Annotated in this window: 22 protein-coding genes; 16 read left to right on the top strand and 6 right to left on the bottom strand. The window is 58.6% G+C overall.

Features of this window, described 5'->3' with window-relative positions; translation table 11 throughout:
* Nucleotides 1-10: 10 nt before the first annotated feature.
* Complete coding sequence (locus ACR0AJ_RS17020) at nucleotides 11-1,129, top strand: cytochrome-c peroxidase (protein ID WP_480741426.1); 1,119 nt, start codon at nucleotides 11-13, stop codon at nucleotides 1,127-1,129.
* Nucleotides 1,129-1,851 carry an MbnP family protein gene (locus ACR0AJ_RS17015; protein WP_480648484.1) on the top strand — a complete coding sequence of 241 codons (723 nt, stop codon included), beginning with the start codon at nucleotides 1,129-1,131 and terminating at the stop codon, nucleotides 1,849-1,851. The genes ACR0AJ_RS17020 and ACR0AJ_RS17015 overlap by 1 nt, the downstream gene beginning before the upstream one ends.
* Nucleotides 1,852-1,866: 15 nt before the next feature.
* Here ACR0AJ_RS17015 and ACR0AJ_RS17010 read toward each other — a convergent pair whose 3' ends face one another.
* Nucleotides 1,867-3,819: a 3-hydroxyacyl-CoA dehydrogenase NAD-binding domain-containing protein gene (locus tag ACR0AJ_RS17010; protein ID WP_480741425.1), complete on the bottom strand. Its 1,953-nt coding sequence runs from the start codon at nucleotides 3,817-3,819 to the stop codon at nucleotides 1,867-1,869.
* Between the two features lie 141 nt (nucleotides 3,820-3,960).
* On the opposite strand from ACR0AJ_RS17010, the gene ACR0AJ_RS17005 reads away from it, so the two are divergent.
* The 13 genes from ACR0AJ_RS17005 to ACR0AJ_RS16945 all read left to right on the top strand — a co-directional run bounded on the left by ACR0AJ_RS17005 (nucleotide 3,961) and on the right by ACR0AJ_RS16945 (nucleotide 16,440).
* Nucleotides 3,961-6,255 carry a bifunctional salicylyl-CoA 5-hydroxylase/oxidoreductase gene (locus ACR0AJ_RS17005; RefSeq protein ID WP_480741424.1) on the top strand — a complete coding sequence of 765 codons (2,295 nt, stop codon included), beginning with the start codon at nucleotides 3,961-3,963 and terminating at the stop codon, nucleotides 6,253-6,255.
* Nucleotides 6,252-6,983: an SDR family NAD(P)-dependent oxidoreductase gene (locus ACR0AJ_RS17000; RefSeq protein WP_480663671.1), complete on the top strand. Its 732-nt coding sequence runs from the start codon at nucleotides 6,252-6,254 to the stop codon at nucleotides 6,981-6,983. Before ACR0AJ_RS17005 ends, ACR0AJ_RS17000 begins: the two co-directional genes overlap by 4 nt.
* Nucleotides 6,980-7,447: a MarR family winged helix-turn-helix transcriptional regulator gene (locus ACR0AJ_RS16995; protein WP_170350925.1), complete on the top strand. Its 468-nt coding sequence runs from the start codon at nucleotides 6,980-6,982 to the stop codon at nucleotides 7,445-7,447. Before ACR0AJ_RS17000 ends, ACR0AJ_RS16995 begins: the two co-directional genes overlap by 4 nt.
* Entirely contained in the window at nucleotides 7,437-8,237 is an 801-nt protein-coding gene (locus ACR0AJ_RS16990; RefSeq protein ID WP_170362121.1) for an enoyl-CoA hydratase family protein, read from the top strand. The genes ACR0AJ_RS16995 and ACR0AJ_RS16990 overlap by 11 nt, the downstream gene beginning before the upstream one ends.
* On the top strand, nucleotides 8,237-9,388 hold the full coding sequence (locus ACR0AJ_RS16985) for an acyl-CoA dehydrogenase family protein (RefSeq protein ID WP_480648476.1): 1,152 nt from the start codon (nucleotides 8,237-8,239) through the stop codon (nucleotides 9,386-9,388). Before ACR0AJ_RS16990 ends, ACR0AJ_RS16985 begins: the two co-directional genes overlap by 1 nt.
* Entirely contained in the window at nucleotides 9,388-11,019 is a 1,632-nt protein-coding gene (locus tag ACR0AJ_RS16980) for an AMP-binding protein (RefSeq protein ID WP_480648474.1), read from the top strand. Before ACR0AJ_RS16985 ends, ACR0AJ_RS16980 begins: the two co-directional genes overlap by 1 nt.
* 110 nt (nucleotides 11,020-11,129) lie before the next feature.
* A complete protein-coding gene (locus tag ACR0AJ_RS16975) occupies nucleotides 11,130-12,260 on the top strand; it encodes an ABC transporter substrate-binding protein (protein ID WP_480741423.1) in 1,131 nt (376 codons plus the stop codon).
* Nucleotides 12,261-12,312: 52 nt separating this feature from the next.
* Nucleotides 12,313-13,233: a branched-chain amino acid ABC transporter permease gene (locus ACR0AJ_RS16970; protein WP_170552664.1), complete on the top strand. Its 921-nt coding sequence runs from the start codon at nucleotides 12,313-12,315 to the stop codon at nucleotides 13,231-13,233.
* Entirely contained in the window at nucleotides 13,230-14,216 is a 987-nt protein-coding gene (locus tag ACR0AJ_RS16965) for a branched-chain amino acid ABC transporter permease (RefSeq protein ID WP_170350931.1), read from the top strand. The genes ACR0AJ_RS16970 and ACR0AJ_RS16965 overlap by 4 nt, the downstream gene beginning before the upstream one ends.
* The gene (locus ACR0AJ_RS16960; protein ID WP_480741421.1) at nucleotides 14,209-14,958 is read left to right on the top strand and encodes an ABC transporter ATP-binding protein; all 750 of its coding nucleotides are present in this window, start codon (nucleotides 14,209-14,211) and stop codon (nucleotides 14,956-14,958) included. The genes ACR0AJ_RS16965 and ACR0AJ_RS16960 overlap by 8 nt, the downstream gene beginning before the upstream one ends.
* On the top strand, nucleotides 14,955-15,641 hold the full coding sequence (locus ACR0AJ_RS16955; protein WP_480741420.1) for an ABC transporter ATP-binding protein: 687 nt from the start codon (nucleotides 14,955-14,957) through the stop codon (nucleotides 15,639-15,641). Before ACR0AJ_RS16960 ends, ACR0AJ_RS16955 begins: the two co-directional genes overlap by 4 nt.
* Entirely contained in the window at nucleotides 15,641-16,048 is a 408-nt protein-coding gene (locus ACR0AJ_RS16950; RefSeq protein ID WP_170397804.1) for an acyl-CoA thioesterase, read from the top strand. Before ACR0AJ_RS16955 ends, ACR0AJ_RS16950 begins: the two co-directional genes overlap by 1 nt.
* Nucleotides 16,045-16,440, top strand: a complete 396-nt coding sequence (locus tag ACR0AJ_RS16945) for a RidA family protein (protein ID WP_170413395.1) — start codon at nucleotides 16,045-16,047, stop codon at nucleotides 16,438-16,440. Before ACR0AJ_RS16950 ends, ACR0AJ_RS16945 begins: the two co-directional genes overlap by 4 nt.
* A 24-nt stretch (nucleotides 16,441-16,464) precedes the next feature.
* Here ACR0AJ_RS16945 and ACR0AJ_RS16940 read toward each other — a convergent pair whose 3' ends face one another.
* From ACR0AJ_RS16940 to ACR0AJ_RS16920, 5 genes are all read right to left on the bottom strand, one after another.
* Nucleotides 16,465-17,211, bottom strand: coding sequence for an outer membrane beta-barrel protein (locus tag ACR0AJ_RS16940; protein WP_480663653.1), 747 nt, complete (start codon nucleotides 17,209-17,211; stop codon nucleotides 16,465-16,467).
* Between the two features lie 49 nt (nucleotides 17,212-17,260).
* Nucleotides 17,261-18,505 (bottom strand): DUF3179 domain-containing (seleno)protein, encoded by a 1,245-nt coding sequence (locus tag ACR0AJ_RS16935; protein ID WP_480741418.1) that lies wholly within the window; start codon nucleotides 18,503-18,505, stop codon nucleotides 17,261-17,263.
* Nucleotides 18,506-18,564: 59 nt separating this feature from the next.
* On the bottom strand, nucleotides 18,565-20,232 hold the full coding sequence (locus ACR0AJ_RS16930; RefSeq protein ID WP_170350937.1) for a sulfatase-like hydrolase/transferase: 1,668 nt from the start codon (nucleotides 20,230-20,232) through the stop codon (nucleotides 18,565-18,567).
* A gap of 104 nt (nucleotides 20,233-20,336) precedes the next feature.
* A complete protein-coding gene (locus ACR0AJ_RS16925) occupies nucleotides 20,337-21,974 on the bottom strand; it encodes a sulfatase-like hydrolase/transferase (protein ID WP_170350938.1) in 1,638 nt (545 codons plus the stop codon).
* A gap of 10 nt (nucleotides 21,975-21,984) precedes the next feature.
* Entirely contained in the window at nucleotides 21,985-22,236 is a 252-nt protein-coding gene (locus tag ACR0AJ_RS16920) for a hypothetical protein (protein ID WP_170362133.1), read from the bottom strand.
* Nucleotides 22,237-22,358: 122 nt separating this feature from the next.
* Here ACR0AJ_RS16920 and ACR0AJ_RS16915 point away from each other — a divergent pair, with 122 nt between their 5' ends.
* Nucleotides 22,359-23,678, top strand: coding sequence for a tetratricopeptide repeat protein (locus tag ACR0AJ_RS16915; RefSeq protein ID WP_170350940.1), 1,320 nt, complete (start codon nucleotides 22,359-22,361; stop codon nucleotides 23,676-23,678).
* Nucleotides 23,679-23,698: the final 20 nt, after the last annotated feature.

Raw genomic sequence — 23,698 nt, 5'->3', positions numbered from 1 at the left:
GAGGGGCGGAATGCGTTGGGTTGTGTTGATCCTGGCCGCCGCAGGGATTGCGGTGGCTGGTTGGATGGCTTGGGATCGGATGCGCGGCCCGACGGCAACGCCCATTGCCGATTTCTCAGCCCCTTTTGTGTTCGGGCGGTTTGCCGTTCCGCCCGACAACCCGCTGACGCAAGAGGCGTTCACGTTGGGCCGGCACCTGTTCTATGACCCCATCCTGTCGGGCAACAATGAGGTGTCCTGCGCAACCTGTCACGTGCAGGAATTGGCGTTTACCGATGGGCTGGCAAAGTCGCCGACATTGTCCGGGGGTGAGCTGGACTTTAGTTCGATGAGCCTCGCCAATTTGCTTTGGGGGCAGGAGAGGTTTTTCTGGAACGGCCGTGCGACCTCGTTGGAAGAGCAGGCATTGATGCCGATCCAACATCCGGATGAGATGGGGCAGGATATCGATGCGCTGATGGAGGAGCTTCAGGCCTCAGGGTCTTATCGCAAGATGTTTCGTCAGGCCTATGGTGCGGTAACGCCCGAAAATACAGCCAAGGCGCTGGCGACTTTCATGCGGCTTTTGATCTCGTCAAACTCGAAATACGATCAATACCTACGGGGTGAGGTCCGGCTGACCGCGCAGGAAGAACATGGGCGCAAGCTGTTCATGGCGCATCCCGATACCAAGGTGTCCCTGAGGGGCGGCAATTGCATCGATTGCCACAGTCAGTTCCTGACCTCGGGCTTTCGCGATGCGCTGGACGGGTTTTCCAACAACGGGCTGGATCCGGATGAGACCTTGCCCGACGGTCTGATGGCGGTGACGGGCAACCCGGCGCATAAGGGGTTTTTCAAGGTTCCGACCCTGCGCAACATCGCCGTCACAGCTCCCTACATGCATGACGGTCGGTTCGACACGCTGGAGGATGTAATGGACCATTACAACGATGGTATCGTGGTCAGCGATACACTCAGCCCGTTGATCCTTGAGGCCGACAACGCGCCCGAGGCGGGGCAGGAAACGGTGGGCCTGCGCATGACGCCCGATGAAATCCAGGCCATCATCGCCTTCCTGCACACTCTGACGGATGAGGCGTTTATGACCAACCCGCAGTTTTCCAACCCGTTCGAGGGAGGGTCGTGATGCGTCCGATCATTGTAATTTCAGCCTTGGTGGTCCTGATCGCGGGGTGGTTCGTGCTGAACCCGGGGCAAAACAAAGCCACGCCGATCACGCTGACATTCCACGCCCAGATGGGGGATGAGCCTCTGATCTATGATCAATTCATCTATGAAAATCCGGGCGGGCAGGGTCAGTTCAGGGTTCGCGACTTCAGGTTCTACCTCAGCAACCTGTCTTTCGGGCACGGGGATGAGACCTATGCCGAACCCGAAAGTTATCATTTGCTGCGCTTTGACAATGCGGACAGCGCGCATTCGATCACCTTGCCTGCCGTGCCATTGCCATCGATTGAAACTGTGCGGTTTTTGATCGGTGTCGACCCGGCTGCGAACAGTTCGATTGAGGTGCGCGGGGATCTGGACCCCAACAGTCAGATGGCCTGGAATTGGGAGGTCGGGTACAAATTTGTCGTGTTCGAAGGGGCGCTGCAAGTGGGTGGGGACGTGTCCCCCCTGGTCTATCACGTGGGGTTTTCCGAGAACGCGCGCGAGGTCGAATTTTTAGTTCCGGCGGAGGTTTTGGCAGACGGAAAGCAAGAGGTTCATCTGACCGTCGATCTGGCGAAACTATTCGACAATGCGGCACAGATCGACATGCAGGCGCTGCCCTCGGTCAAGTTCAACCGCGCTGATGCCGAGGTGCTGGCCAACAACTATGCCAACATGATCGCGCCGAGTTTCTGAGGGTGTTCAATCCAACTAAGGGTGGTGTTTCAGGAACATCGGGCCGCCGCGCCAGCGTGGAAAGCCATAACCGTTGACCATGACCACGTCGATATCCTCGGGGCGCCGCGCTATGCCTTCCGTCAAAAGGGCCTGCGCCTCGGTCTGCATAGTGGTCAGAATGCGCTGGACGATCTCGGTGTCGGATATCGGAGTGCGCGCGATCTTTTTGCGCGCGGATTCCGCGAGAACAAGGTTTTCCACCCATTGCGATGGGGTCGCTTTGTCGTCCGCGTAATCGTACCAACCTTGGCTAGCCTTGCGCCCGAAACGTCCCGCCTCACACAGCTTGTCGGCAATGTGAACATAGCGCTGGGCGGGGTCGCGGGTCGCGGCTTGGCTTTTGCGCTTGGCCCATCTGATGTCGAGGCCCGCAAGGTCCTGCATCTCAAACACGCCCATGGGAAAACCAAAATCGCGCATCGCCTGATCAACGTCCCATGGGAGGGCACCGTCTTCGAGCATGTATTCGCATTCACGTCGATAGGCAGACATGATGCGGTTGCCGATAAATCCGTCACATACTCCGGCGGGTACGGCGATCTTTCCAAGCCTGCGGGCCAGCGCAAAGCCAGTGGCCGCAACGGATGAGGCGGCATTGTCTGGGATGATGACCTCAACCAGTTTCATGATGTGGGCGGGTGAGAAAAAGTGCAGGCCGATCACACGTTCGGGGTGTCTGGTTTGGGCGGCCATGGCGCTGATATTCAGATAAGACGTGTTGCTGGCTAGAATGGCGTCGCGCCGGATATGCTTATCAAGCTCCTGAAAGACCTGCGTTTTCAGCTCCATGTCCTCGAATACAGCCTCGATGATCAGATCGGTTTCGGTCAGAGCTTCGAATGTGGTCGTGGTTGATAAAGCGGCGGTCAGAGCCTCCTGCTTGTCTTGGTCAATCAGGCCGCGCTTTCTGCTGTTGTCTAGGATGGCTGCGATGCGACCTTGCCCGGCTGCACGGGTAGCTTCGTCCCGTTCAGCCAAGGTCACTGACAGCCCTGCCAGCAGGCAGGCGGCGGCGATCCCGGCCCCCATGGTGCCCCCACCAATCACGCCGATGCTTGTGAGCGGATGGGGTTCCATGTCCTTCAGTTCGGACAGTTTCGACCCTGATCTTTCAGCAAAGAAGATGTATCGCAAGGCCGCGCTTTGCGGGTCGGATTTCAGGGCCAAAAACGTCTCACGCTCTTGACACAGAGCTTGATCCGCGGGCAGATCGAGCGCGGCTTGCACGGCCCTTGCTGCTGCGGCAGGCGCATGTGCGCCGCGCGCTTTTGTGATGATGCCGGTCTTTGCTGCTTCCCAAGCTGTTGGGTCCATAACTGGTTTGGCGTTCCGGTGCCGCAATGCAGTTCTAGGCCGAGCGTTTGCGGCCGACCGGGCCAGCGCACTGGCACAGGCCATCAGGTCACCGTCGGCGATATCGTCAATCAGACCTAGGTTCAGCGCCGTCGTAGCAGAGATCGGCTTACCGCTGGTCACCATGTTCAGCGCCTCAAGCGGGTCGATCAGGCGCGGTAGTCGAACGGTGCCGCCCGCGCCAGGGATCAGGCCCAGCGTTACCTCGGGCAGGCCAAACCAGGTGCTGCGCAGCGCCACGCGGTGACTGCACCCAAGCGCGATCTCAAGTCCACCGCCAAGGACAGAACCGTGCAGTGCCGCGACCCAGGGCTTTATTGTGTCTTCAATCGCCTGGATGACGTCCGGCAGGTGGGGCTCCATTGGCGGCTTGTCAAACTCGCGTACATCCGCACCAGCAGTGAATGTCCGACCTTCAGCGCACAGTATGACGGCCTTGGCAGAGGTGTTCGCTTCGGTCTCAGCAATGGCTGCCAACAGCCCCGCGCGCACTGCCTGACTGGCCGCGTTCACAGGCGGGTTGTCGATCGTCACAACCGCCAAATCGTCCTTTGTTTCGACACGCACCACCATCCGGCCACCCGACGTTTTGGAGAATAATTGAAAGCGTAACTTCTCGCAAAAAAACTTCAAGCATAAAATATTTTAACTTGAAGGGATCAGCGACTCGGTCTAGCGTTTCAGGTATTCAGACGGATGAGGGGAAGTTTAGCGATGCGCATTGCTTGCCTTGGCGGCGGACCGGCGGGTCTTTATTTCGGGATTTCGATGAAGCTTCGAAATCCGGCGGCCGAGATTGAGGTGATCGAGCGCAACCGACCCGATGACACCTTTGGCTGGGGCGTCGTTCTGTCCGATGAAACGTTGGACAATCTGGCGGTCAACGATCCGATCAGCGCTGAGAGAATTCGGGAACAGTTTGCCTATTGGGACGATGTGGCGCTGGTTCACAAAGGCCAGCGCACTGTGTCTGGCGGGCATGGGTTCTGCGGCATCGGGCGCAAGCAGCTGTTGCTGATCCTGCAGGCCCGCGCCCGCGAATTGGATGTGAAGATGCGGTTCGAAACCGAGGCTGCATCCGCCTTGGACTATATGGCCAACTATGACGTCGTCATTGCGTCGGACGGGCTGAATTCGAAAACCCGCGCCGAGTTTTCAGATGTGTTCAAACCGGATATCGACCAGCGCCTGTGTCAGTTTGTGTGGCTGGGAACGCACCAGAAATTCGACGACGCCTTTACCTTTATCTTCGAGAAGACCGATAAGGGCTGGGTTTGGGCCCATGCCTATCAATTCGATCCAGACACCGCGACTTTCATTGTCGAATGCACACAAGAGACATTCGATGCCTATGGCTTTGACAAGATGAGCCAGCAGGACTCGATTGCCGTTTGCCAAGACATCTTCAAGGATCATCTGGGCGGGCATGCTCTGATGACTAATGCCAACCATATCCGTGGCTCAGCCTGGCTGCGGTTTCCGCGCGTGCTGTGTGAGAAATGGAGCCACGACAACGTCGTTTTGCTGGGGGATGCTGCGGCTACGGCGCATTTCTCGATCGGGTCGGGAACCAAATTGGCGTTGGAAAGCGCGATTGCGCTGGCCGAGTATATCCACAGCGAAGATACGCTTGAGGCTGCCTTTGCCCGTTATGAAGACGAACGGCGGCTCGAAGTACTGCGACTGCAATCGGCGGCGCGGAACTCGGTTGAGTGGTTCGAGGATGTTGAACGCTATCTGGATCTGGATTCCGTGCAGCTGAACTATTCCATGCTGACCCGGTCGCAACGGATCAGCCATGAAAACCTGCGCGAACGCGATGCTGGGTGGCTGGGCCGGGCCGAGGCCTGGTTCATGGCGCAAGCCGGGGTCGGGATCAACGCTCCCGCCCGCGCGCCCATGTTTGCGCCATTCCGTCTGCGTGGGATGGAGTTGAAGAACCGGATCGTGGTCTCACCCATGGCACAGTACAAGGCCGTGGATGGCTGCCCAACCGACTGGCATCTGATCCACTATGGCGAGCGCGCCAAGGGCGGGGCAGGGCTGGTCTATACCGAGATGACTTGTGTAAGTGCCGATGGTCGCATCTCGCCAGGTTGTCCCGGTCTGTATGCGCCCGAGCATGAGGCGGCATGGCGCCGCCTGACCGATTTTGTCCACACCGAGACCGACGCCAAGATTTGCTGCCAGATCGGTCATGCCGGGCGCAAAGGATCGACGCGCATCGGGTGGGAGGGCATGGATCAGCCGTTGGAGGAAGGCAACTGGCCCCTGATCTCCGCCTCGGCCATTGCGTGGTCAGACGACAACGCCATACCCAAAGCGATGGATCGGTGGGATATGGATCGCGTCATGGCTGAGTTCGCAGCAGCCGTCCAAATGGCTGATCGCGCCGGGTTCGACATGATAGAACTGCACGCGGCTCATGGGTATCTGATCTCGTCCTTCATCTCTCCGCTTTCAAACACACGAGACGACGACTATGGCGGCAGCCTGAAAAACCGCATGCGTTACCCGCTTGAGGTGTTCGCGGCCATGCGCGCGGTCTGGCCCGAGGCCAAGCCGATGGCAGTGCGTATATCGGCCAGTGACTGGGCGGGTGAAAACGGCATCACACCGGAAGAGGCCGTTGAGATCGCGGCGATGTTCGATGCGGCGGGGGCGGATATCGTGGATGTGTCCGCAGGCCAGACCTCGACACAGGCGCAGCCGGTTTATGGGCGGATGTTCCAGACCCCATTCTCGGACCGTATCCGCAATGAACGTGGCATCAAGACAATGGCAGTTGGCAATATCTACGAGGCCGACCATGTCAATTCGATCTTGATGGCCGGGCGCGCTGATCTGGTCTGTCTGGCCAGACCGCATCTGAACGACCCCTATTGGACCCTGCACGCAGCCACGGCGCTGGGCGACCGGCAGGAGATCTGGCCAAAACCCTATGAGGCTGGGCGCGATCAGGCCTGGCGTCTGGCCGACCGCGACGCGGAAATGGCAGGTAAGGTATGAGTCATGTGGTCATATCAGGCGGTGGCACCGGGGTCGGTGCAGCGATTGCGAAGACGTTTGCAGAGGATGGCGTGGCGATCACTCTTTTGGGTCGGACCGAGGCCACCTTGCAGCAGCAGAGGCTACCTTTCGAAGTCTGCGATGTGACCGACACGGTGCAAGTACAGGCCGCTTTCGAGTCCGCCCGCGCCCAACGCGGCCCGGTCACGGCGGTCATCGCCAATGCAGGCGCGGCGCATTCGGTGCCGTTTGCCAAAATGACGGCGGATGACCTGCGCGGCATGACCGAGGTCAACTTGATCGGTGTGTTCAACGTCTGGCAGGCCGGGCTGGCAGACATGCAGACGGCGGGCGCCGGGCGTCTGGTCGCCATCGCCTCGACAGCGGGATTGAAAGGCTATCCTTACGTCTCTGGTTATTGCGCCGCGAAACACGGGGTTATCGGCCTTACCCGCGCGCTGGCAGTTGAACTGGCCCCGACCGGGATCACCGTCAACGCCGTGTGCCCCGGTTTTGTAGACACGCCGATGCTGGAACGTTCGATCGAAACCATCGTCGAAAAAACGGGGATGAGCGCAGAGGACGCCGCCGCCTCGCTTCACCGGGGCAACCCCCAACGCCGGTTTATCGAAACGGATGAGGTCGCCAGCGCAGTGAAATGGCTGTGCTCGGACGCTGCGAAATCCGTGAACGGACACACGCTCAGCCTTTCGGGAGGTGAAATATGACCCCGACCCTTGCACACCCCCCGCTTGAGGATGCCTCGAAAGAACGGCTACGTCTGTGGTTGCGTCTGTTGAAAACCACCCGAGGTATCGAGGCCAAACTGCGTGAGAATTTCCGGGCCGAGTTCGACACGACCTTGCCCCGGTTCGACGTGATGGCAGCGCTCTCGCGCTTTGAGGGCGGCCTGAAAATGAGCGAGATTTCGGGCGTGCTGCGCGTCTCCAATGGCAACGTGACCGGGATCGTGGACCGGCTGGCTGACGATGGTCTGCTGGTGCGGGTGCCGGTGCCCGGAGACCGCCGCGCCCATCGCGTGTGTATGACCCAAAAGGGCCGCGCGGAATTCGCCCGCCAGGCCGCTGCGCATGAGGCATGGATCGCCGATATGCTGGGCCAATTCTCGGCCGAGGATGCAAGGACGCTCACCACCGAATTCAGCCTGCCGGAGGAGCCTAATGATCCGTGACGTCAAACATTTCCAGTGTGAGGTGCAGGACCGCGTTGCCACGGTCAGCTTGGACCGGCCTGAGCGGAAAAACCCGCTGACCTTCGACAGCTATGCCGAGCTGCGCGACTGGTTTCGCGATCTGGTCTATGTCGATGATGTGGACGCCGTGGTCTTTGCGTCGAATGGTGGCAATTTTAGCTCAGGTGGCGATGTGCATGACATCATCGGCCCGCTGACCCGCATGAATATGAAAGAGTTGTTGGCCTTTACCCGCATGACCGGCGATCTGGTCAAGGCGATGGTGAATTGCGGTAAGCCGGTGATTGCGGCGGTGGACGGTATCTGCGTTGGGGCTGGAGCAATCATCGCCATGGCATCCGATCTGCGTATCGCCACACCACAGGCGAAATGCGCCTTTCTGTTCACACGGGTTGGGCTGGCTGGTTGTGACATGGGAGCCTGTGCCATCTTGCCCCGTATCATCGGGCAGGGGCGGGCGGCAGAGCTGCTCTATACCGGGCGGTCTATGAGCGCCGAGGAGGGGCTTGGCTGGGGGTTCTACAACAGCGTGGTCGAGGCGGATCAGCTTGAGGGCGCGGCGCAGAACATGGCCCGGCGTATCTCTGCGGGACCGAATTTCGCGCATATGATGACCAAAACCATGTTGGCGCAGGAATGGTCCATGTCGATCGAACAGGCCATCGAAGCCGAGGCACAAGCGCAGGCCATCTGCATGCAGTCCGGCGATTTTGAGCGTGCCTACAACGCCTTTGTCGCCAAAGAAAAACCAGAGTTCGAGGGGGATTGATGGCAGATCGCAGCTTCCTGTCATGGCCATTTTTCGAGCCACGCCACCGCAGCTGGGCCGCGCGAGTCGAAGAGGTCGTGCAGGAGCTAAAGGTCGACCACGCGGACACGGATGCCGCCTGCCGCGCGCTGGTGCGCGACTTGGGTGCGGCGGGGCTGCTGCAGCCAACTGCGGATGAAGACGGCCAGTTGGATGTGCGGACTTTGTGTCTGACCCGGGAAATCCTTGCCCGGTATGATGGGTTAGCCGATTTTTCCTTTGCCATGCAGGGCCTTGGCACCGGTGCGATTTCCCTGTTCGGCTCACCCCAGCAAAAGGCCGAATGGTTGCCAAAAACGCGCAGCGGGCAGGCGATTTCAGCCTTTGCGCTGACCGAGCCACAGTCAGGATCGGATGTGGCGAATTCTACTATGACCGCAATACGAGATGGCGATCACTATGTTCTGAACGGCGAAAAGACTTGGATATCGAACGGGGGCCTTGCCGATGTCTACACACTGTTCGCCCGCTCGGGCGAGGCGCCGGGTGCTAAGGGATTGTCTGCCTTTGTGGTAACACCCGACTTGCCGGGGTTTGAGGTTGCCGAACAGCTGCACACCATCGCTCCGCATCCGCTGGCGACACTGCGGTTTTCTGATACGCGTATCCCAGCGTCGGCGATGATCGGCGCGCCCGGTGCCGGGTTCAAGATCGCCATGTCAGTGCTGGATGTGTTCCGCTCGACCGTGGCGGCAGCGGCCTTGGGGTTCGCCCGGTGCGCGTTGGATGAGGCGTTGACGCGGGTCAGTACCCGGCATGTGCAAGGCGCCCCGCTGTTCGATCTGCAGATGGTGCAAGGTCACATCGCCGATATGGCGCTGGACGTCGATGCGGCGGCGCTGCTGGTCTACCGCGCCGCCTGGACCAAAGACAGTGGGGCACCACGGATCACACGTGAGGCCGCAATGGCCAAGCTTTTTGCCACCGACCACGCGCAGCAGGTCATCGACAAGGCGGTACAGCTGTTCGGCGGTGATGGTGTCCGATCGGGCATGCCGGTCGAGGCGCTGTACCGTGAAATCCGGGCGTTGCGCATCTACGAGGGTGCCTCGGACGTTCAGAAAGTGGTCATCGCCCGTCAGGCAATGGCCGCGCATAGGGAGGGGAAGTGATGTTGGGACCGTCCGCACATATCGATACGTTCAGCCGCGATAGCTTGCCGTCCGAGGAGCAGTGGCCAGATTTTCTGTTGGACGGGTTCGACTATCCCGACCTTCTGAATGCTGCGTATGAGCTGACTGATGCGATGGTGGACAAGGGGTTTGGCGACAACATCGCCCTGATCGGAAATGGGCGGCAGCGGACCTATAAAGAGCTGACCGACTGGACCAACCGTCTGGCGCACGTGCTGGTCGAAGATCTGGGGGTACAGCCCGGTAACCGGGTGTTGATCCGGTCGGCAAATAACCCGGCCATGGTGGCCTGCTGGCTGGCCGCGACCAAAGCTGGGGCCGTAGTCGTCAACACCATGCCCATGCTGCGGGCGGGAGAGTTGACCAAACATGTGGACAAGGCCGAGATCCAGTTCGCCCTCTGCGATACGCGTTTGATGGAGGAAATGGAAACCTGCGCACAGGATAGCCGGTCCCTAGAGCGCGTCGTGGGGTTCGACGGCACCTCAAACCACGATGCCGAACTTGATCGTCTGGCGCTGGAAAAACCGGTTCAGTTCGAATGCGTGCAAACGGGTCGCGATGACGTTGCCCTTCTGGGATTCACCTCAGGTTCGACCGGAGAGCCCAAGGCCACGATGCACTTTCACCGCGATCTGATGATCATCGCCGATGGTTATGCGCGCGAGGTTCTGAACGTGCAGCCTGAGGACGTCTTTGTCGGGTCCCCTCCATTGGCATTCACTTTCGGGCTGGGTGGACTGGCGGTGTTTCCACTGCGATTTGGGGCAACGGCGACCTTGCTGGAACAAGCCTCTCCCTCCGGTATGATCGAGATCATCGAGAAGTATAAAGCCACCGTCTGTTTCACAGCTCCAACCGCCTATCGGGTCATGTTGCAAGCGATGGAGGACGGGGCCGATCTGTCCAGCCTGCGCGCTGCCGTTTCGGCGGGCGAGACGTTGCCCAAACCCGTCTATGACGACTGGATTGCACGTACAGGCAAGCCGATGCTCGATGGCATCGGGGCCACGGAATTGCTGCATATCTTCATCTCAAACCGGTTCGACGATCACCGGCCCGCTTGCACCGGAAGGTCGGTCAAAGGGTACGAAGCGAAGGTTTTGAACCGCGACGGGACCGAGGCCAAAACGGGCGACATTGGCCGATTGGCGGTGCGAGGCCCGACCGGCTGCCGATATCTGAATGATGATCGTCAAAAGGATTATGTTCACGACGGCTGGAACATCACCGGCGACAGTTTCTATCAGGACGAAGGCGGCTATTTCCATTTCGCGGCACGCAATGACGATATGATCGTCTCGGCCGGTTACAACATCGCAGGCCCCGAGGTCGAAGCCGCGCTGCTGGCGCATGAGGCTGTTCTGGAATGCGCCGTGATCGGTGCCCCAGACCCGGATCGGGGCGAAATTGTCGAGGCGCATGTCGTGCTGACCGAAGGTGCTGTGGCAGAGGATAGCCTGCGCGAGGCGCTGCAAACTCATGTTAAATCCGTCATCGCGCCCTACAAATACCCACGCTCGATCCGGTTCTGCGACGCGTTGCCAAAGACCGCGACGGGAAAAATTCAGCGCTTCAGGTTGAAATCCCCCTCGACGAACGGGGCGTGATCGGTGTGAATAGCGGCATAACAAAAAAGAACGCCCTGTCAGGGGCATAGGCTGAACGCGGGGAAGATTGGCAAAAGGCGCGTTCGAAAGACCAACGAAGGGAGATGAAGATGAAAAAGTTTCTAGCGGCCGCTGCGGTTTCCGCGCTGTGCGCCACCGGTGCGGTGGCCGAGGTTAAGGTCGGGATGATCACTACGCTGTCTGGTGGCGGGGCCGGGTTGGGCATCGATGTGCGGGACGGGTTCATGCTGGCCATCGCGCAATCGGGCCGCGACGATATTGAGGTTGTAATCGAAGACGACCAGCGCAAGCCCGACATCGCCGTGCAGTTGTCGGACAAGATGATCCAATCCGAACGGGTCGATGTGATGACCGGTATCATCTGGTCCAACCTTGCCATGGCGGTTGTGCCTGCGGCGGTGAACCAGAACGTATTCTATCTGTCGCCCAATGCGGGCCCGTCTCCCTTGGCCGGGAAAGGTTGCCATCAGAACTATTTCAACGTCGCCTGGCAGAACGACAACCTGCACGAGGCTGCGGGGGCCTATGCCAACGGTGCGGGCTACAAGAACAGCTTTATCTTGGCCCCAAACTATCCGGCTGGTGTGGATGCTCTGACAGGCTACAAACGGTTCTTCGAAGGCGATCTGGCCGGTGAAATTTATACCGAACTGGGACAGACCGACTATGCCGCCGAGATTGCTCAGATCCGGGCCAGCGATGCGGATAGCGTGTTCTTCTTCCTGCCAGGCGGTATGGGGATTTCCTTCCTCAAGCAATATGCCGACAGTGGGATCGACCTGCCCGTGGTCGGTCCGGCCTTCAGCTTTGATCAGGGCATCCTGCAGGCAGTTGGTGATGCGGCGATGGGGGTGGTGAACACCTCGCAGTGGAACAAGGATATCGACAACCCGACCAATGCGGCGTTTGTGGAAAGCTTTCAGGCGGAATACGGACGTCTGCCTTCGCTCTACGCAAGCCAAGGGTTTGACACCGCCAATCTGCTGCTGTCGGCGCTGGACAAGGCCGACCCGTCAGATGCCGATGCTTTCCGTGAGGCGCTGCGAGCGGCCGAGTTCGACAGCACCCGCGGCGAATTCAGCTTTGGCCCAAACCATCACCCGGTTCAGACCATCTATGCGCGTGAAGTGATCAAGGAAGGTGACGTATTCACCAACAAGATCCTCGGCGTTGCGCTGGAAAACCACTCTGACGCTTATGCGGCCGAGTGCAAAATGTAACTGACCCTCTGCCTGCCCCCGATTGCGGGGCGGGCAGACCACCGGAGTTCCCATGTCCTCGATCCTGATTATCGAGCAGATCCTTAACGGGCTGCAGTTCGGTGTGATGCTGTTCCTGATGGCGGCTGGTCTAACGCTGATTTTCGGCGTGATGGGCCTGATCAATCTGGCGCACGGGTCTCTTTACATGGTGGGGGCTTTTGCGGCGGCGGCTGTGGCGGGCGCAACTGGGTCTTTCCTGCTGGCGCTGGTTGCCGCCCTGGCCGCCGCAGCGCTGGCCGGAGCGATTGTCGAGATGGTGGTGATCCGGCGATTGTATAACGCGCCGCATCTGGATCAGGTGCTGGCCACCTTTGCGCTGATCCTGATCTTTTCTGAAGGAACACGCTGGGTCTTTGGCTCTTTTCCGTTGTTTCTGGACATTCCCGACGCGCTGTCCGGACCTGTCACTTTGCCGGGCGGGATCGAATACCCGCTGTATCGTCTGACCCTGATTGGCATCGGGCTAGCCGTGGCTGTGGGTCTTTGGGCGCTGATTGAACGCACCCGTCTAGGCATTCAAATACGAGCGGGAGAGAATGATCGTGAGATGATCGCGGCACTGGGCGTCGATATCTCGAAACTCTACACGCTGGTTTTTGCGTTGGGCGCGGCGCTGGCCGGATTGGCTGGCGCTTTGGTCGGGGCGATTCAATCGGTTCAGGTCGGGATGGGAGAACCGGTGCTGATCCTGGCCTTTGTGGTCATTGTCATCGGCGGGATCGGTTCAGTTCGTGGTGCCTTTATCGGCGCGCTGCTGGTCGGGCTGACCGACACGCTGGGCGGGGTGTTCCTGCCCGAATTGTTCAAGCTGTTCATGGACAATGGCGCGGCACAGAAAAGCGGCTCAGCGCTGGCCTCTATGGGGATTTACGTGCTGATGGGGCTGGTGCTGATCTGGCGACCCACCGGGTTGTTCGGAGCACGCACATGAGGTTGAATGAAAAATACCTCAATGCCGCGATGATCTTGGGCCTGCTGGTGTTGCCGCTTTGGGCCGTTGTGGCTGATCAACCCTTTACGATCACATTGGTGACGCGGGCGGTGATCCTTGCGCTGGCGGCTGTGGGGTTGAACATCATCCTTGGGATCGGCGGCATGGTCAGCTTTGGTCATGCAGTGTTCTTTGGGATCGGAGGGTACGCGATGGGCATCCTTGCCTATCACGCGCAGACCTACACGGCGCTTGATCTGGGACTATTCACCACCGATGGCACCAAAGCTATGCCGGTGATCTGGCTGGTGGCGATGATCCTTTCAGGGATTGTCGCGTTCTTTATCGGGCTGCTGTCGCTGCGCACGTCCGGGGTGTATTTCATCATGATCACGCTCGCCTTTGGGCAGATGTTTTTCTACTTCGCGATCTCCTGGGCGCAGTACGGGGGTGAGGATGGGCTGTCGATCTATGTCCGCAACGACTTTCCTGGTCTGAACACACTAGCACCGATCCAGTTCTATGGCATCTGTTTCACGCTGCTTTGTGTGGTGCTATTTCTGTTCGCCCGCCTTCAGGGCTCACCCTTCGGATTGGCGCTGAACGCGGCGCGTCAGACGCCCACTCGGGTTGAGACCGTGGGCCTGAACCCGATGCGGTTGAAGCTGTTGGCCTTTGTCCTTTCGGGGGCAATCACCGGGTTGGCAGGCGCGCTGTTTGCAGACCTGAACCGCTTTGTCTCCCCCACGATGTTCAGTTGGCAATTGTCGGGTGAATTGATCGTGCTGATCATCATCGGAGGGGTGGGGCGCTTGATGGGGCCGGTCATCGGGGCCTGCGTCTTTGTCGCGTTGGAACATTTTTTGGGCGAGCTAACTGACTTCTGGCACGTCTACCTGGGCGTGGTCCTGCTGTGCATTGTGTTGTTCGGGCGTGGGGGGCTGATCGGTCTGCTGACCGGGAAAGAGGGGGCACATGTCTGATCCCGTCCTTTCCACGCTGAACCTGAACAAAAGCTTTGGCGCACTCAAGGCCACGGACGACGTGTCGATTGACCTGATACCCGGCGAAATCCATGCGATCATCGGCCCAAACGGGGCGGGCAAATCGACGCTGATCCAACAGATTTGCGGTGGGTTGCAGCCAGATTCCGGACGGGTCCAGCTGAATGGTCAAGATGTCTCGGGGCATAGCACGCAGGCGCGGGCGCGGGCCGGGCTGGGGCGCACCTTTCAGATTTCCCAATTGTGCATGGAAGACACCGTTCTGGAAAACGCCGTGCTGGGCGCGATGGGCGCCGAACATATGGCTTGGCGGTTTTGGCGACCTGCCCTGAAACGGCCCGCGCTACGCGAGCGGGCCGAGGCAGCGTTGGAGCGCGTGGGCCTCAGCGATGACCGCGATACGCGCTGTGCCAACCTCAGCCATGGTCAGCGGCGGCAATTGGAGGTTGCAGTTGCTTTGACCTTGTCCCCAAAAGCCTTTGTGATGGACGAGCCAATGGCCGGGCTTGGTGCCGGAGGGTCGAAACGACTGACGGGTTTTCTTGACGGGCTGAGGCAGGAAGCGCCCATTTTGCTGGTCGAGCATGACATGGACGCGGTTTTTGCGTTGGCCGACCGGATCAGCGTGCTGGTCTATGGCAAGGTCATCGCCACGGGCACGGCGGAAGAAATCCGCACCAGCCGCGAGGTGCGCGAAGCCTATCTGGGGGACGAGGCATGAGTCTGCTGCGGATAGAAAACCTCAGCGCCTCTTACGGTGTCAGTCAGGCCCTGTTTGGTGTGAATCTTGAGATTGCGCAGGGTGAGGTCACTGCCCTGATGGGGCGAAACGGGATGGGTAAGACCACCACGGTAAAGGCCATTTGCCGGATGATCCGGTCAGACGGCACGCTGACGCTGGACGGTCAGGACCTGCATGCGCTGCCCAGTCACAAGGTCGCGCGTAAAGGCGTGGGGCTGGTGCCCGAAGGGCGCCGCTGTTTTGCCGACCTGACTGTGCGTGAAAACTTGATTGCGGCGGCACGTCCAGGGGATTGGACCCTGCGTGGTGTGACCGAGTTGTTTCCCCGGTTGGGTGAACGGCAGGGGCAACGGGCGGTTTCCCTTTCGGGAGGAGAGCAGCAGATGCTGGCGATAGGCCGCGCGCTGATGACTAACCCCCGACTGCTGATCCTGGATGAGGCCACCGAGGGGCTTGCCCCGATCGTCCGGCAGGAAATCTGGGCAGCGCTGCACCGCCTGCGGCAAGAGACCAACGTGGCGATCCTGCTGATCGACAAATCTTTGAAGGAGTTGGCGGCTGTGTCTGACAAAGCGGTCATTCTGGAGCGGGGCCGCACCGTCTGGACCGGTGCCATCACTGACCTGACCCCTGAAATTTCCGAAAAATATGTGGGGGTCTGATGGCGTTTGAGTTTCATCAAAAAGTCTTGTTCAAACATTGCGACCCTGCCGGGATCGTGTTCTTTCCGCGTTACTTCGAGATGATCAATGATTGCGTCGAGGCGTTCTTTGATCAGGGTTTGAACGCGCCGTTCCACGATCTGCATCGCGCAGGTGCTGTACCAACTGTTCAGATCCAGACCCAGTTTCCCGCACCCAGCCGCCATGGAGACCAATTGGTTTTCCAACTTGAAATCACACAGATCGGTAACAGCTCGGCGGGGTACACGATGACCGCCCGTTGTGGGGATGAGGTGCGGCTGACAACTTTGGCGACATTGGTCCACGTCAACGCCGATGGCCGCCCCGAGGCGTGGCCAGATACCATCCGCAGCAAGCTGGAAACATTCAGAAAGGACGCGACATGAGCCACAAGATCATTCAGCCCGACGGCTGGCTTCCGGCCAAAGGCTATGCGAACGGCGTTCTGACTAAGGACGGAACCTTGCATATTGGCGGCCAGATCGGATGGGACGCGAACAAGGAATTTGTCAACGGCGGCTTTATTGGCCAGATGAAACAGGCCCTGCAAAATATCGTGGACATTGTCGAAGCCGCAGGTGGTGAGGTAGCCGACGTGACCCGCTTGACCTGGTTTGTCATCGACAAAAGCGAATACCTGGCAAAACAGGCCGAAGTCGGCGCAGCCTATCGTGAGGTGTTTGGCAGACACTTCCCCGCCATGTCGATGATCATCGTTGCCGGTTTGGTCGAAGACGAAGCCATGGTTGAGATTGAGGCCACAGCGCATCTGTCGTAACCCCGGTTGTTAAAGATTGCGCACTCAGAACCGGTAAGTAGCACCTATCAGCGGGCCGGATTGATCGAATTCGTAATCATTGCCGTCAATATCGTGGTCGAAAGATATGTAACGGTATCCACCCCGCAGCATCCACCTGTCGTTGATGATGTAGTCTGCAGTCAGCAGAACCGACCAGGTCTGGCTGCCGCTGCGAAATCCTCCGTAATCCACATAAGCGGTGCTGGTCCATGAATCGGATAGCGTAAACCGTGCCCGGACCCCAACTACCGGGTCGACCCAACTTTCGTCGGCAGTAGAGGTAAAGGCGGGACCTCCCACAGGTGTCAGCGAGAAATCAGTGTCGGTACTGTACCACCTGAAGCCGCCGGCAAGGTCCACCTTGACGGTTGGATCATTGCGCACTCGGTAACCCAGTAAGGCCGTCAGGAACTGTGTCTTGACCGAAGTTTCAAGGTCGCCGCCGCCAGGCCCGGTATCGCCAAAAGACAAGTTGGTATAGTTATAGTCGGCCAGCACGCTCCATTGCCCGTTTGTTGCCGCCAGCGCGCCCATGAACGCAAAGTCGAGGTTTTCCAGCGCGTCTGTAAAGCTAAGTGTCGCGTCAAGCGTACCCCTAGGGGTTTCAATGCTGGTCTCGGTCTCGGGCATGAACAGATAGATAGTGGCCTCGTAAGACCAATCGGACTGCTGCGCCGAGGTGGGTGCTGCCACGGATGTCAGTAAGGCCGCTGCGACGGTGCCGAGCCTTGTTTTTTTGGATTGTACCATTCTGTCCCTCACTATTTCTGTCTTAAATTATGTGTTTCCGAAATGGGTCCTATGCCGCTACGTCCTTAGAGTCCGTTGCGCCCGAGCCGACGCGATTTATGTCAGTGTCCGGGAAAAACTCGGACCAGACGTGCCAGAATACTCCGGCCCGCAGAGTTTCTACCCGTTGCAACTGACCCTGGTCCGACACACCCCAGAAATCGCAATGTGAAACGGGCTGACCACTGTCATTATACCACACGCCCAAGCTTTCGTATTTCGGGTCCAAACTGACTACGACATCGCGGCCACCGACGGTGGCGTTGACGATCCAGTTGTTGTCGGTGACGAAATCATCCGTCCAGCAGGCGGCATCCTTGCCGATTGTGATCCCCCAGACATAGGTCTTGTTGGGCAGCCGGTCATCGGAACGATCCATATTGTCCATTACGGGTGCTTCTTCCTGATGCTGGCGGCCGATGCCCCAGCCAAAGGTGATCTCGGTCACCATGTCCAGCAGCCGCAGCAGAGGATTGGACGAGGGTTTGTTCAGAAAGACTTCGCCGTCGGGAAAGGCCTTTTGGAATCCTCGGAACGTCATCCGGTAGGTCGGCCAGGGCTTCATCTGCGCCTCGGGGCGCAGGGGGCAGGCGAGCCCATCTGCGTTCGGGTCGCGATCGGCTTCGCGGAAGCCATAGATATGCTGGATCGGTTCGCCGGATTCATTGTCGCGCAGGATCAGGTTGTTGCCGTGCTGGGCCAACACCTCAAGGTCCAGCCGCTTGCCCTCGATCCGTGGGGTGTATCCCTGGCCGAGGTTGGCCATTGCACAATAGGTCATCACCACATCTTCACCGCCCAACCCATCGACGTCACCGGCCAGATGAGGCCGCATGATCTGTGCATCCGGGTGCGCGCGGGCATGGCCGTTGTGATCCATCACGATGACCGGCGCGGTTGGGCCGACATATTTGCAGGCCTCGCTGATCGGAAAGAAGGCCGCGTCGTTCAACTGGTTACGTAGGCCCAGATGCACCCAGACAAAAGGGAAGCCGTAAAAGAACAGCACCAGCAACGCAGACAAAGCCCACAACCAGAACGACCCGCCACCCAAAAAGAGAAAGGTCAGCGTGGAGACGGCAAATGCGCTCAACCCGATACCGATCAGGCGGTATTCATGCCGGATGAACCGCACCATATTCTCGCGCTTCACCTTCAACAGCATTTGCGAGATGTCGCCCAGATCGCGGAAATAGACAAAGCCAATGCAAAGCGACACCACTATGCCAAGTGCGAAGATTATGTTTCCAGCCATCGCCTTACCTGCTGTCAGTTGAAAAGGTCGCCCGCGGAAATACTGCGGGCAGTCTAAGCTTATTGTTGTGACGATTGGCGTTTGACCAGGAACGCTTCAACCGCTTGCTGTGTCTCGGGGCGGATGTTGTCGATGCCCTCGTACGGAACACCCGTGGCCGGAGGAGTATCCGGGAACTTTTCCTTTCGCGCATTGTGGCGCCCGAGAATCCGAACGAACTCCTGTCCACCCCAGGCACCAACTTCGGTCGACACCGAATACTCCTCACGCGTGTCGCGATAGAGATCAAAGAACTTGGCAACAATCGGGCTTTCACCAGGCCCCGGTAGCTTGAGCTTGAGCTGATCCTTGACGATGGCTTCGGGCTTGGCGACCGAGTAGATGATCACGTGATCCCGGCGCGCTTTGGATTCATCGGCAAATAGAAGTGCGGCCGACTGGTCCACACCATCGACAAGCCGGTCGCGAGGGATGAACTCTTCCGCACCAGCAAACCGCGCAAACGTTGTGTACATGTCAGAGACATGAACAATGCTGTTCAACAATGCGTCTTCTTCAATCATTCCCGGCCAGCGAATAAAGGCATCAACACGAACACCACCTTCTGTCGTGTCAGCTTTTCCACCGCGGAAGATCATTGGGGTGAACCCTGATTGCGGAGAATACTTGGTGAAATGGCCATTGTCGCCCATTACGACAATGATGGTGTTCTCGGTTAACCCAAGCTCGTCCACTTTGGCGAATAGGTCACCAAGCCATTGATCCAGCAACTGCATTTTGTCGACATACAACCCGCCGTTGGCGCTTTCGGGTCCGTCACGACCAGCACGCGTGTTATCCAGGGGAATCATTGGCCAATATTGGAGAAAGAAAGGTTCTTCATCGCCGGCCAAACGCTCAAGTTCAGATAGGGTTTTGTCCTGAAAGGCTTGGTTCATCTCGTCGTATTTGGCGGCATTCCAACGTTCGCCTGTTTCCATGCGGATTTCGCGGATCGGACCGTCGGCCTCGCCTTCGATTACTGTCATCATCGCGGATGCATCAGGTCTGAACCAATTGTCCAAAGTATATTTGTCGTCATAATCGCGGATCGCGACAGATACCTGTTCCTTTATGGCATCATCGTTGAAAATGGTTAGTTGTCCTTGCTGGTGTACGGCCATTTGGGCGTAGTCAAAGCCTTGGTTCATGGCCCAGCTTTCTGCGATGTCCCCCATGTGCCATTTTCCCACATGGCTTGTGGCATAGCCCGCCTGTTTCAAAACTTCCGGTAGGGTGACCTCATCGCCGGGCAAGCCAAACCCTGCTATATCCACTGCGGTGTCGCCCATCCCCATCCTTACCGGCAAACGCCCAGTCATCTGTGCCACACGGGTCGGCGTGCATGATGGCTCGGTGTACATACGCACCATTCGCATCGCTTGATCCGAGAAATCGTTGATGTTTGGCGTCTCATAGCCCCGCACTGCGTTCAATTCGGGGATGCCCATGTCGCCAAAGCCCAAATCATCGATCAACACGCTGATGATGTTCGGAGGATTGCCACCGTTGCCGTCCCTAAACGCGGCCAATGCTTCGTTTACAGCAGCATCATCCTGTGCCCATTGGTCGGCGTGCTGGGCCTGCAGAACGTAAAATTCGGCGTCGTGCTGAATGGGGTTTTCCTGCGCCAATGCCGATGTGGCCACAAGACCTGATGATAAGGTGATTAACCATCCCAGTTTCATTCCGTACTCCCCTTGTATGCAAGATGTTCTCTTGGCCTATGGCTGCCGAGGTATTCTCACATTGAAACATTATGATGTTTATTTCTAAAATTCTACGGTTTACCTCATTGCCAGCTCATGAAGGTTTCGCGCGCCAGTTCCGATTCCGGACGCAGGTTTTCGATCCCTTCATAGGGCAGGCCAGTGCCAATCTCAGAATGCGGGTATTTGGCGATCATTTTCTGATGGCGTTTGACCATGTCCTGAAACGAGGCCCCGGCCCAAAGGGAATACCCCACCAGCGGGTGTTCTTCGCGCGGGTCGCGATAGATGTTGTAGGTCGGTGCGCCAGCGCCGGGTTGTCCGGGGGCGGGCAGGTGCATCTTGAACTCTTGCTTGACCACAGACCGGAGGACCGGCCCCTCGTAAACATAGACATAATCGCGCCGTCCGTGGCCTTCGCCGTTCAGCAAAAGGGCGGTCTGGTCGATGCCGTCAATTACGCGGTCGCGCGGTATATAGTCAGTCGCCCCCGCGATCCGGGCCATTGTGGTGTAGATATCAGAGACGTGAAAGATATCGCCCGCCGCACTATTGGCTTCGATCACATTGGGCCAGCGGATAAAGGCATCGGTGCGTACGCCGCCCTCAAGATGCTGGGTCTTGCCGCCGCGATAGATCAGTTGGTTCAGGCCTGAGGTGCCCTCGTAGTGATACATCAGGCCATTGTCGGCCATCAGGACGACGATTGTGTTGTCGGCTTCGCCGGTTTCTTCCAGCGCGGCCAGCAGATCACCGATCCAGCTGTCCAGCAATTGTAGCTTGTCCGCGTGAAAGCCCCCGTTGCGTGAAATCGCTTGATCGGGATAGACGAAATTCAGCGGGTATAGCGGCCAGTATTGCAGGAAGAATGGCGCATCTTCAGCCGCAACGCGCTGAAGTTGTTCCAGAGCTTGCTGCTGATAGCGCAGGTTCATGTCTTCGTATTTCACCTGCGTCCAAACCTCGCCCGCCGCCATGTCGACTTCGCGGGCCACGCCCCCCGCCTCGGCCTCGACACCTGTGACCAGACCGTAGGGTTTGAACCGCGCGTCCAGAAGGAACTGATTGTTCTGTCCTTCGGGTACATAGCCGAGCATGGCATTGGACCGCATCGCCTCGGGGGTCATGAGGCTCAGCTGTACTTGTTGGTGCAGGGGGAAGGCGGCCCAGTCGAACCCCTGATTGTGGGGGTAGGATTGTTCGATATCGCCCTGATGCCATTTGCCGACATGGGCGGTGTTATAGCCCGCTTGTTTCAGGATTTCAGGGAGAGTGACTTCTGAGGCCGGAAGACCCTCGCCCACCAGCGCCACCTTGACCTCTTCCACCCCGGCTCGCACCGGATGGCGGCCCGTTAGCATTGCCGTGCGTGTGGGTGTGCAGGAGGGTTCTGTATACATTCGCATCAGCGACAGACCCTCGGTTGCCAGCTGGTTGATGTTCGGTGTCTCGATCCCCATGACGTAGTTCATCTTGCGGTCGCCCATCTGACCAAAGCTCACGTCATCAATCAGGATGTAAAGGAAATTGGGTGGTTGGCCGCCATTCGCATCGCGGATTTCGGCAAGCTTGGCGTCAATTTCAACATCCTGTGCGTCCCAGGCCGTGCCGAACTGCGCGCGCAGGTATTCGAACTCACCATCGTGAATGATTGGGGTGTCCTGAGCAATGGCCGGGCTGGCGGTCAGGATCAGCAGGGGCAGAAGGGTACAGAGTTTCATAGTCAACCTTTCACTCATTTGTGCGGTCAGGGGCGTGCAGCCGTTTTTCAATACTGCTTCGCAGGTCCGAGACACTTTCGGCCAGATCCGCGAGGTAACGGGTCTGCGTTCCACCTGCGGATCGCGGGGCAAGCGCCAACTCGCGGAGTACCTCGTGGTAATCGGCGCAGATTTGGTCAAACTCCTTGTCCCGCGCGCGCAATGCCTGCAATTGATGTGCCGCGCCGGGAAACTGTGCTGCAAAGAAGTCATCATCTGTCATTGTAACGGCATCCGCTGGATTCGCCATTCAAACATGCCTGTCCAAGAATATGTCTTGTACGTATTAAACCGCATGCTACCGTAGCAGCATGCCGCCAAGTCCTTACCTTGAAAGGATAGTTCTTGACTGCCGCAACCGACGATACCACGCAGAGGGATGCAGGATCGTTCCCAAAGGAACAGATCCAGTCGGCGCTTGATCGGGTTCTTGCGTCGAAGGATTTCAAGGGTTCGGCGCGGATGCAGTCCTTTCTGACCTATGTCGTGACCGAGGCGCTTGCCGGACGCACGGATGAAATCCGCGCCAAGACGATTGCCATGGATGTCTACGGTTACAGCACCGATGACCTGTCCCGGCGTGAGGGGGTGGTGCGTGTCGACGCGGGTCGCGTTCGGCGCAAACTTAAGGCGTATTACGGGGGGCAAGGCGCGTCGGACCCGGTGGTCATCACCTTGCCCGTCGGCAGCTACGCGCCAGAGTTTCAGTCGGGTGCGGCCGAGGTTGGAGGTAAGCGCAACCTGCTGCTGGTCGGAGCGATGACTGGAGCGGTTCTGCTGGGCCTTGGCGGTTATGTGGCAACCACGCATCTGAGCGGCCGCAATGGGCCACCGATCACCGGCGATCAATCCACGATCTACGATGTTTCTCCGACACGGGTCGAGGCGATGAACCTGTGTAGCGCTGGTCAGGACCTGATTTTTCCGGTTGTGGATTTACAACGACTCCGCCCGGCTCTGATGGTGTTTGAAACGGCTATACAGCGAGACCCGCTGTATTACTGCGGCTATGCAGGGGCTGCGCAGGTGGAAACCATGCTTGCCATTTTGCAGTTCTACGATCCTGTCGCAGAGGAGTTGCTTGCAGCCGCCGATAAGAACAGCGCCCATGCACTTGAACTGGCCCCGGATGCGCCCTGGGCTTTGTCTGCCAGAGCATGGTCTGAGTTCGCTGCTGGCAATTTCGATCAGGCCGTCAGTCTGACTCACAGGGCAACCAAGCTGGCCCCCAATGATCCACATATTGCGGAATTTGACGCCCTGATATCGCTTTATACTTCTGACTTTGAACGCGTACTTTCACAGGCACAGCATTATCAGGCGCTGGCTGAAGATGGTGGTGGGTCGGTGGCCGGAAACGCGCTGGGTGCGGCGCAGTTTCACACCGGCGACTATGCGGGCTCAATCCGAACCTATGAGAATACGATCGCGCGCGGCGGCCCATTCGGGCCAATTTCAACTGCCTATCTGATGGCCGCGCATTGGAGAAACGGTGATCGGGGTGAGGCACGCAGACTGGCCGAATTATACGCCAGGACCTGGCCAAACTTTCCGTTGGGGGCGTTGAAAACCAGGGTATTTGCCGATCCAGGTCCTGTACGGGATTTGACTTCGGCAATGCGCGCCGCCGGGTGGGGTAGTGCAGACCCCACAACCGCCGAGTAAAACCTGACGGTTGTGGGGGG

The organism is Ruegeria sp. CJ9 (assembly GCF_056536625.1).
This window is presented reverse-complemented; position numbering and strand designations above follow the sequence as displayed.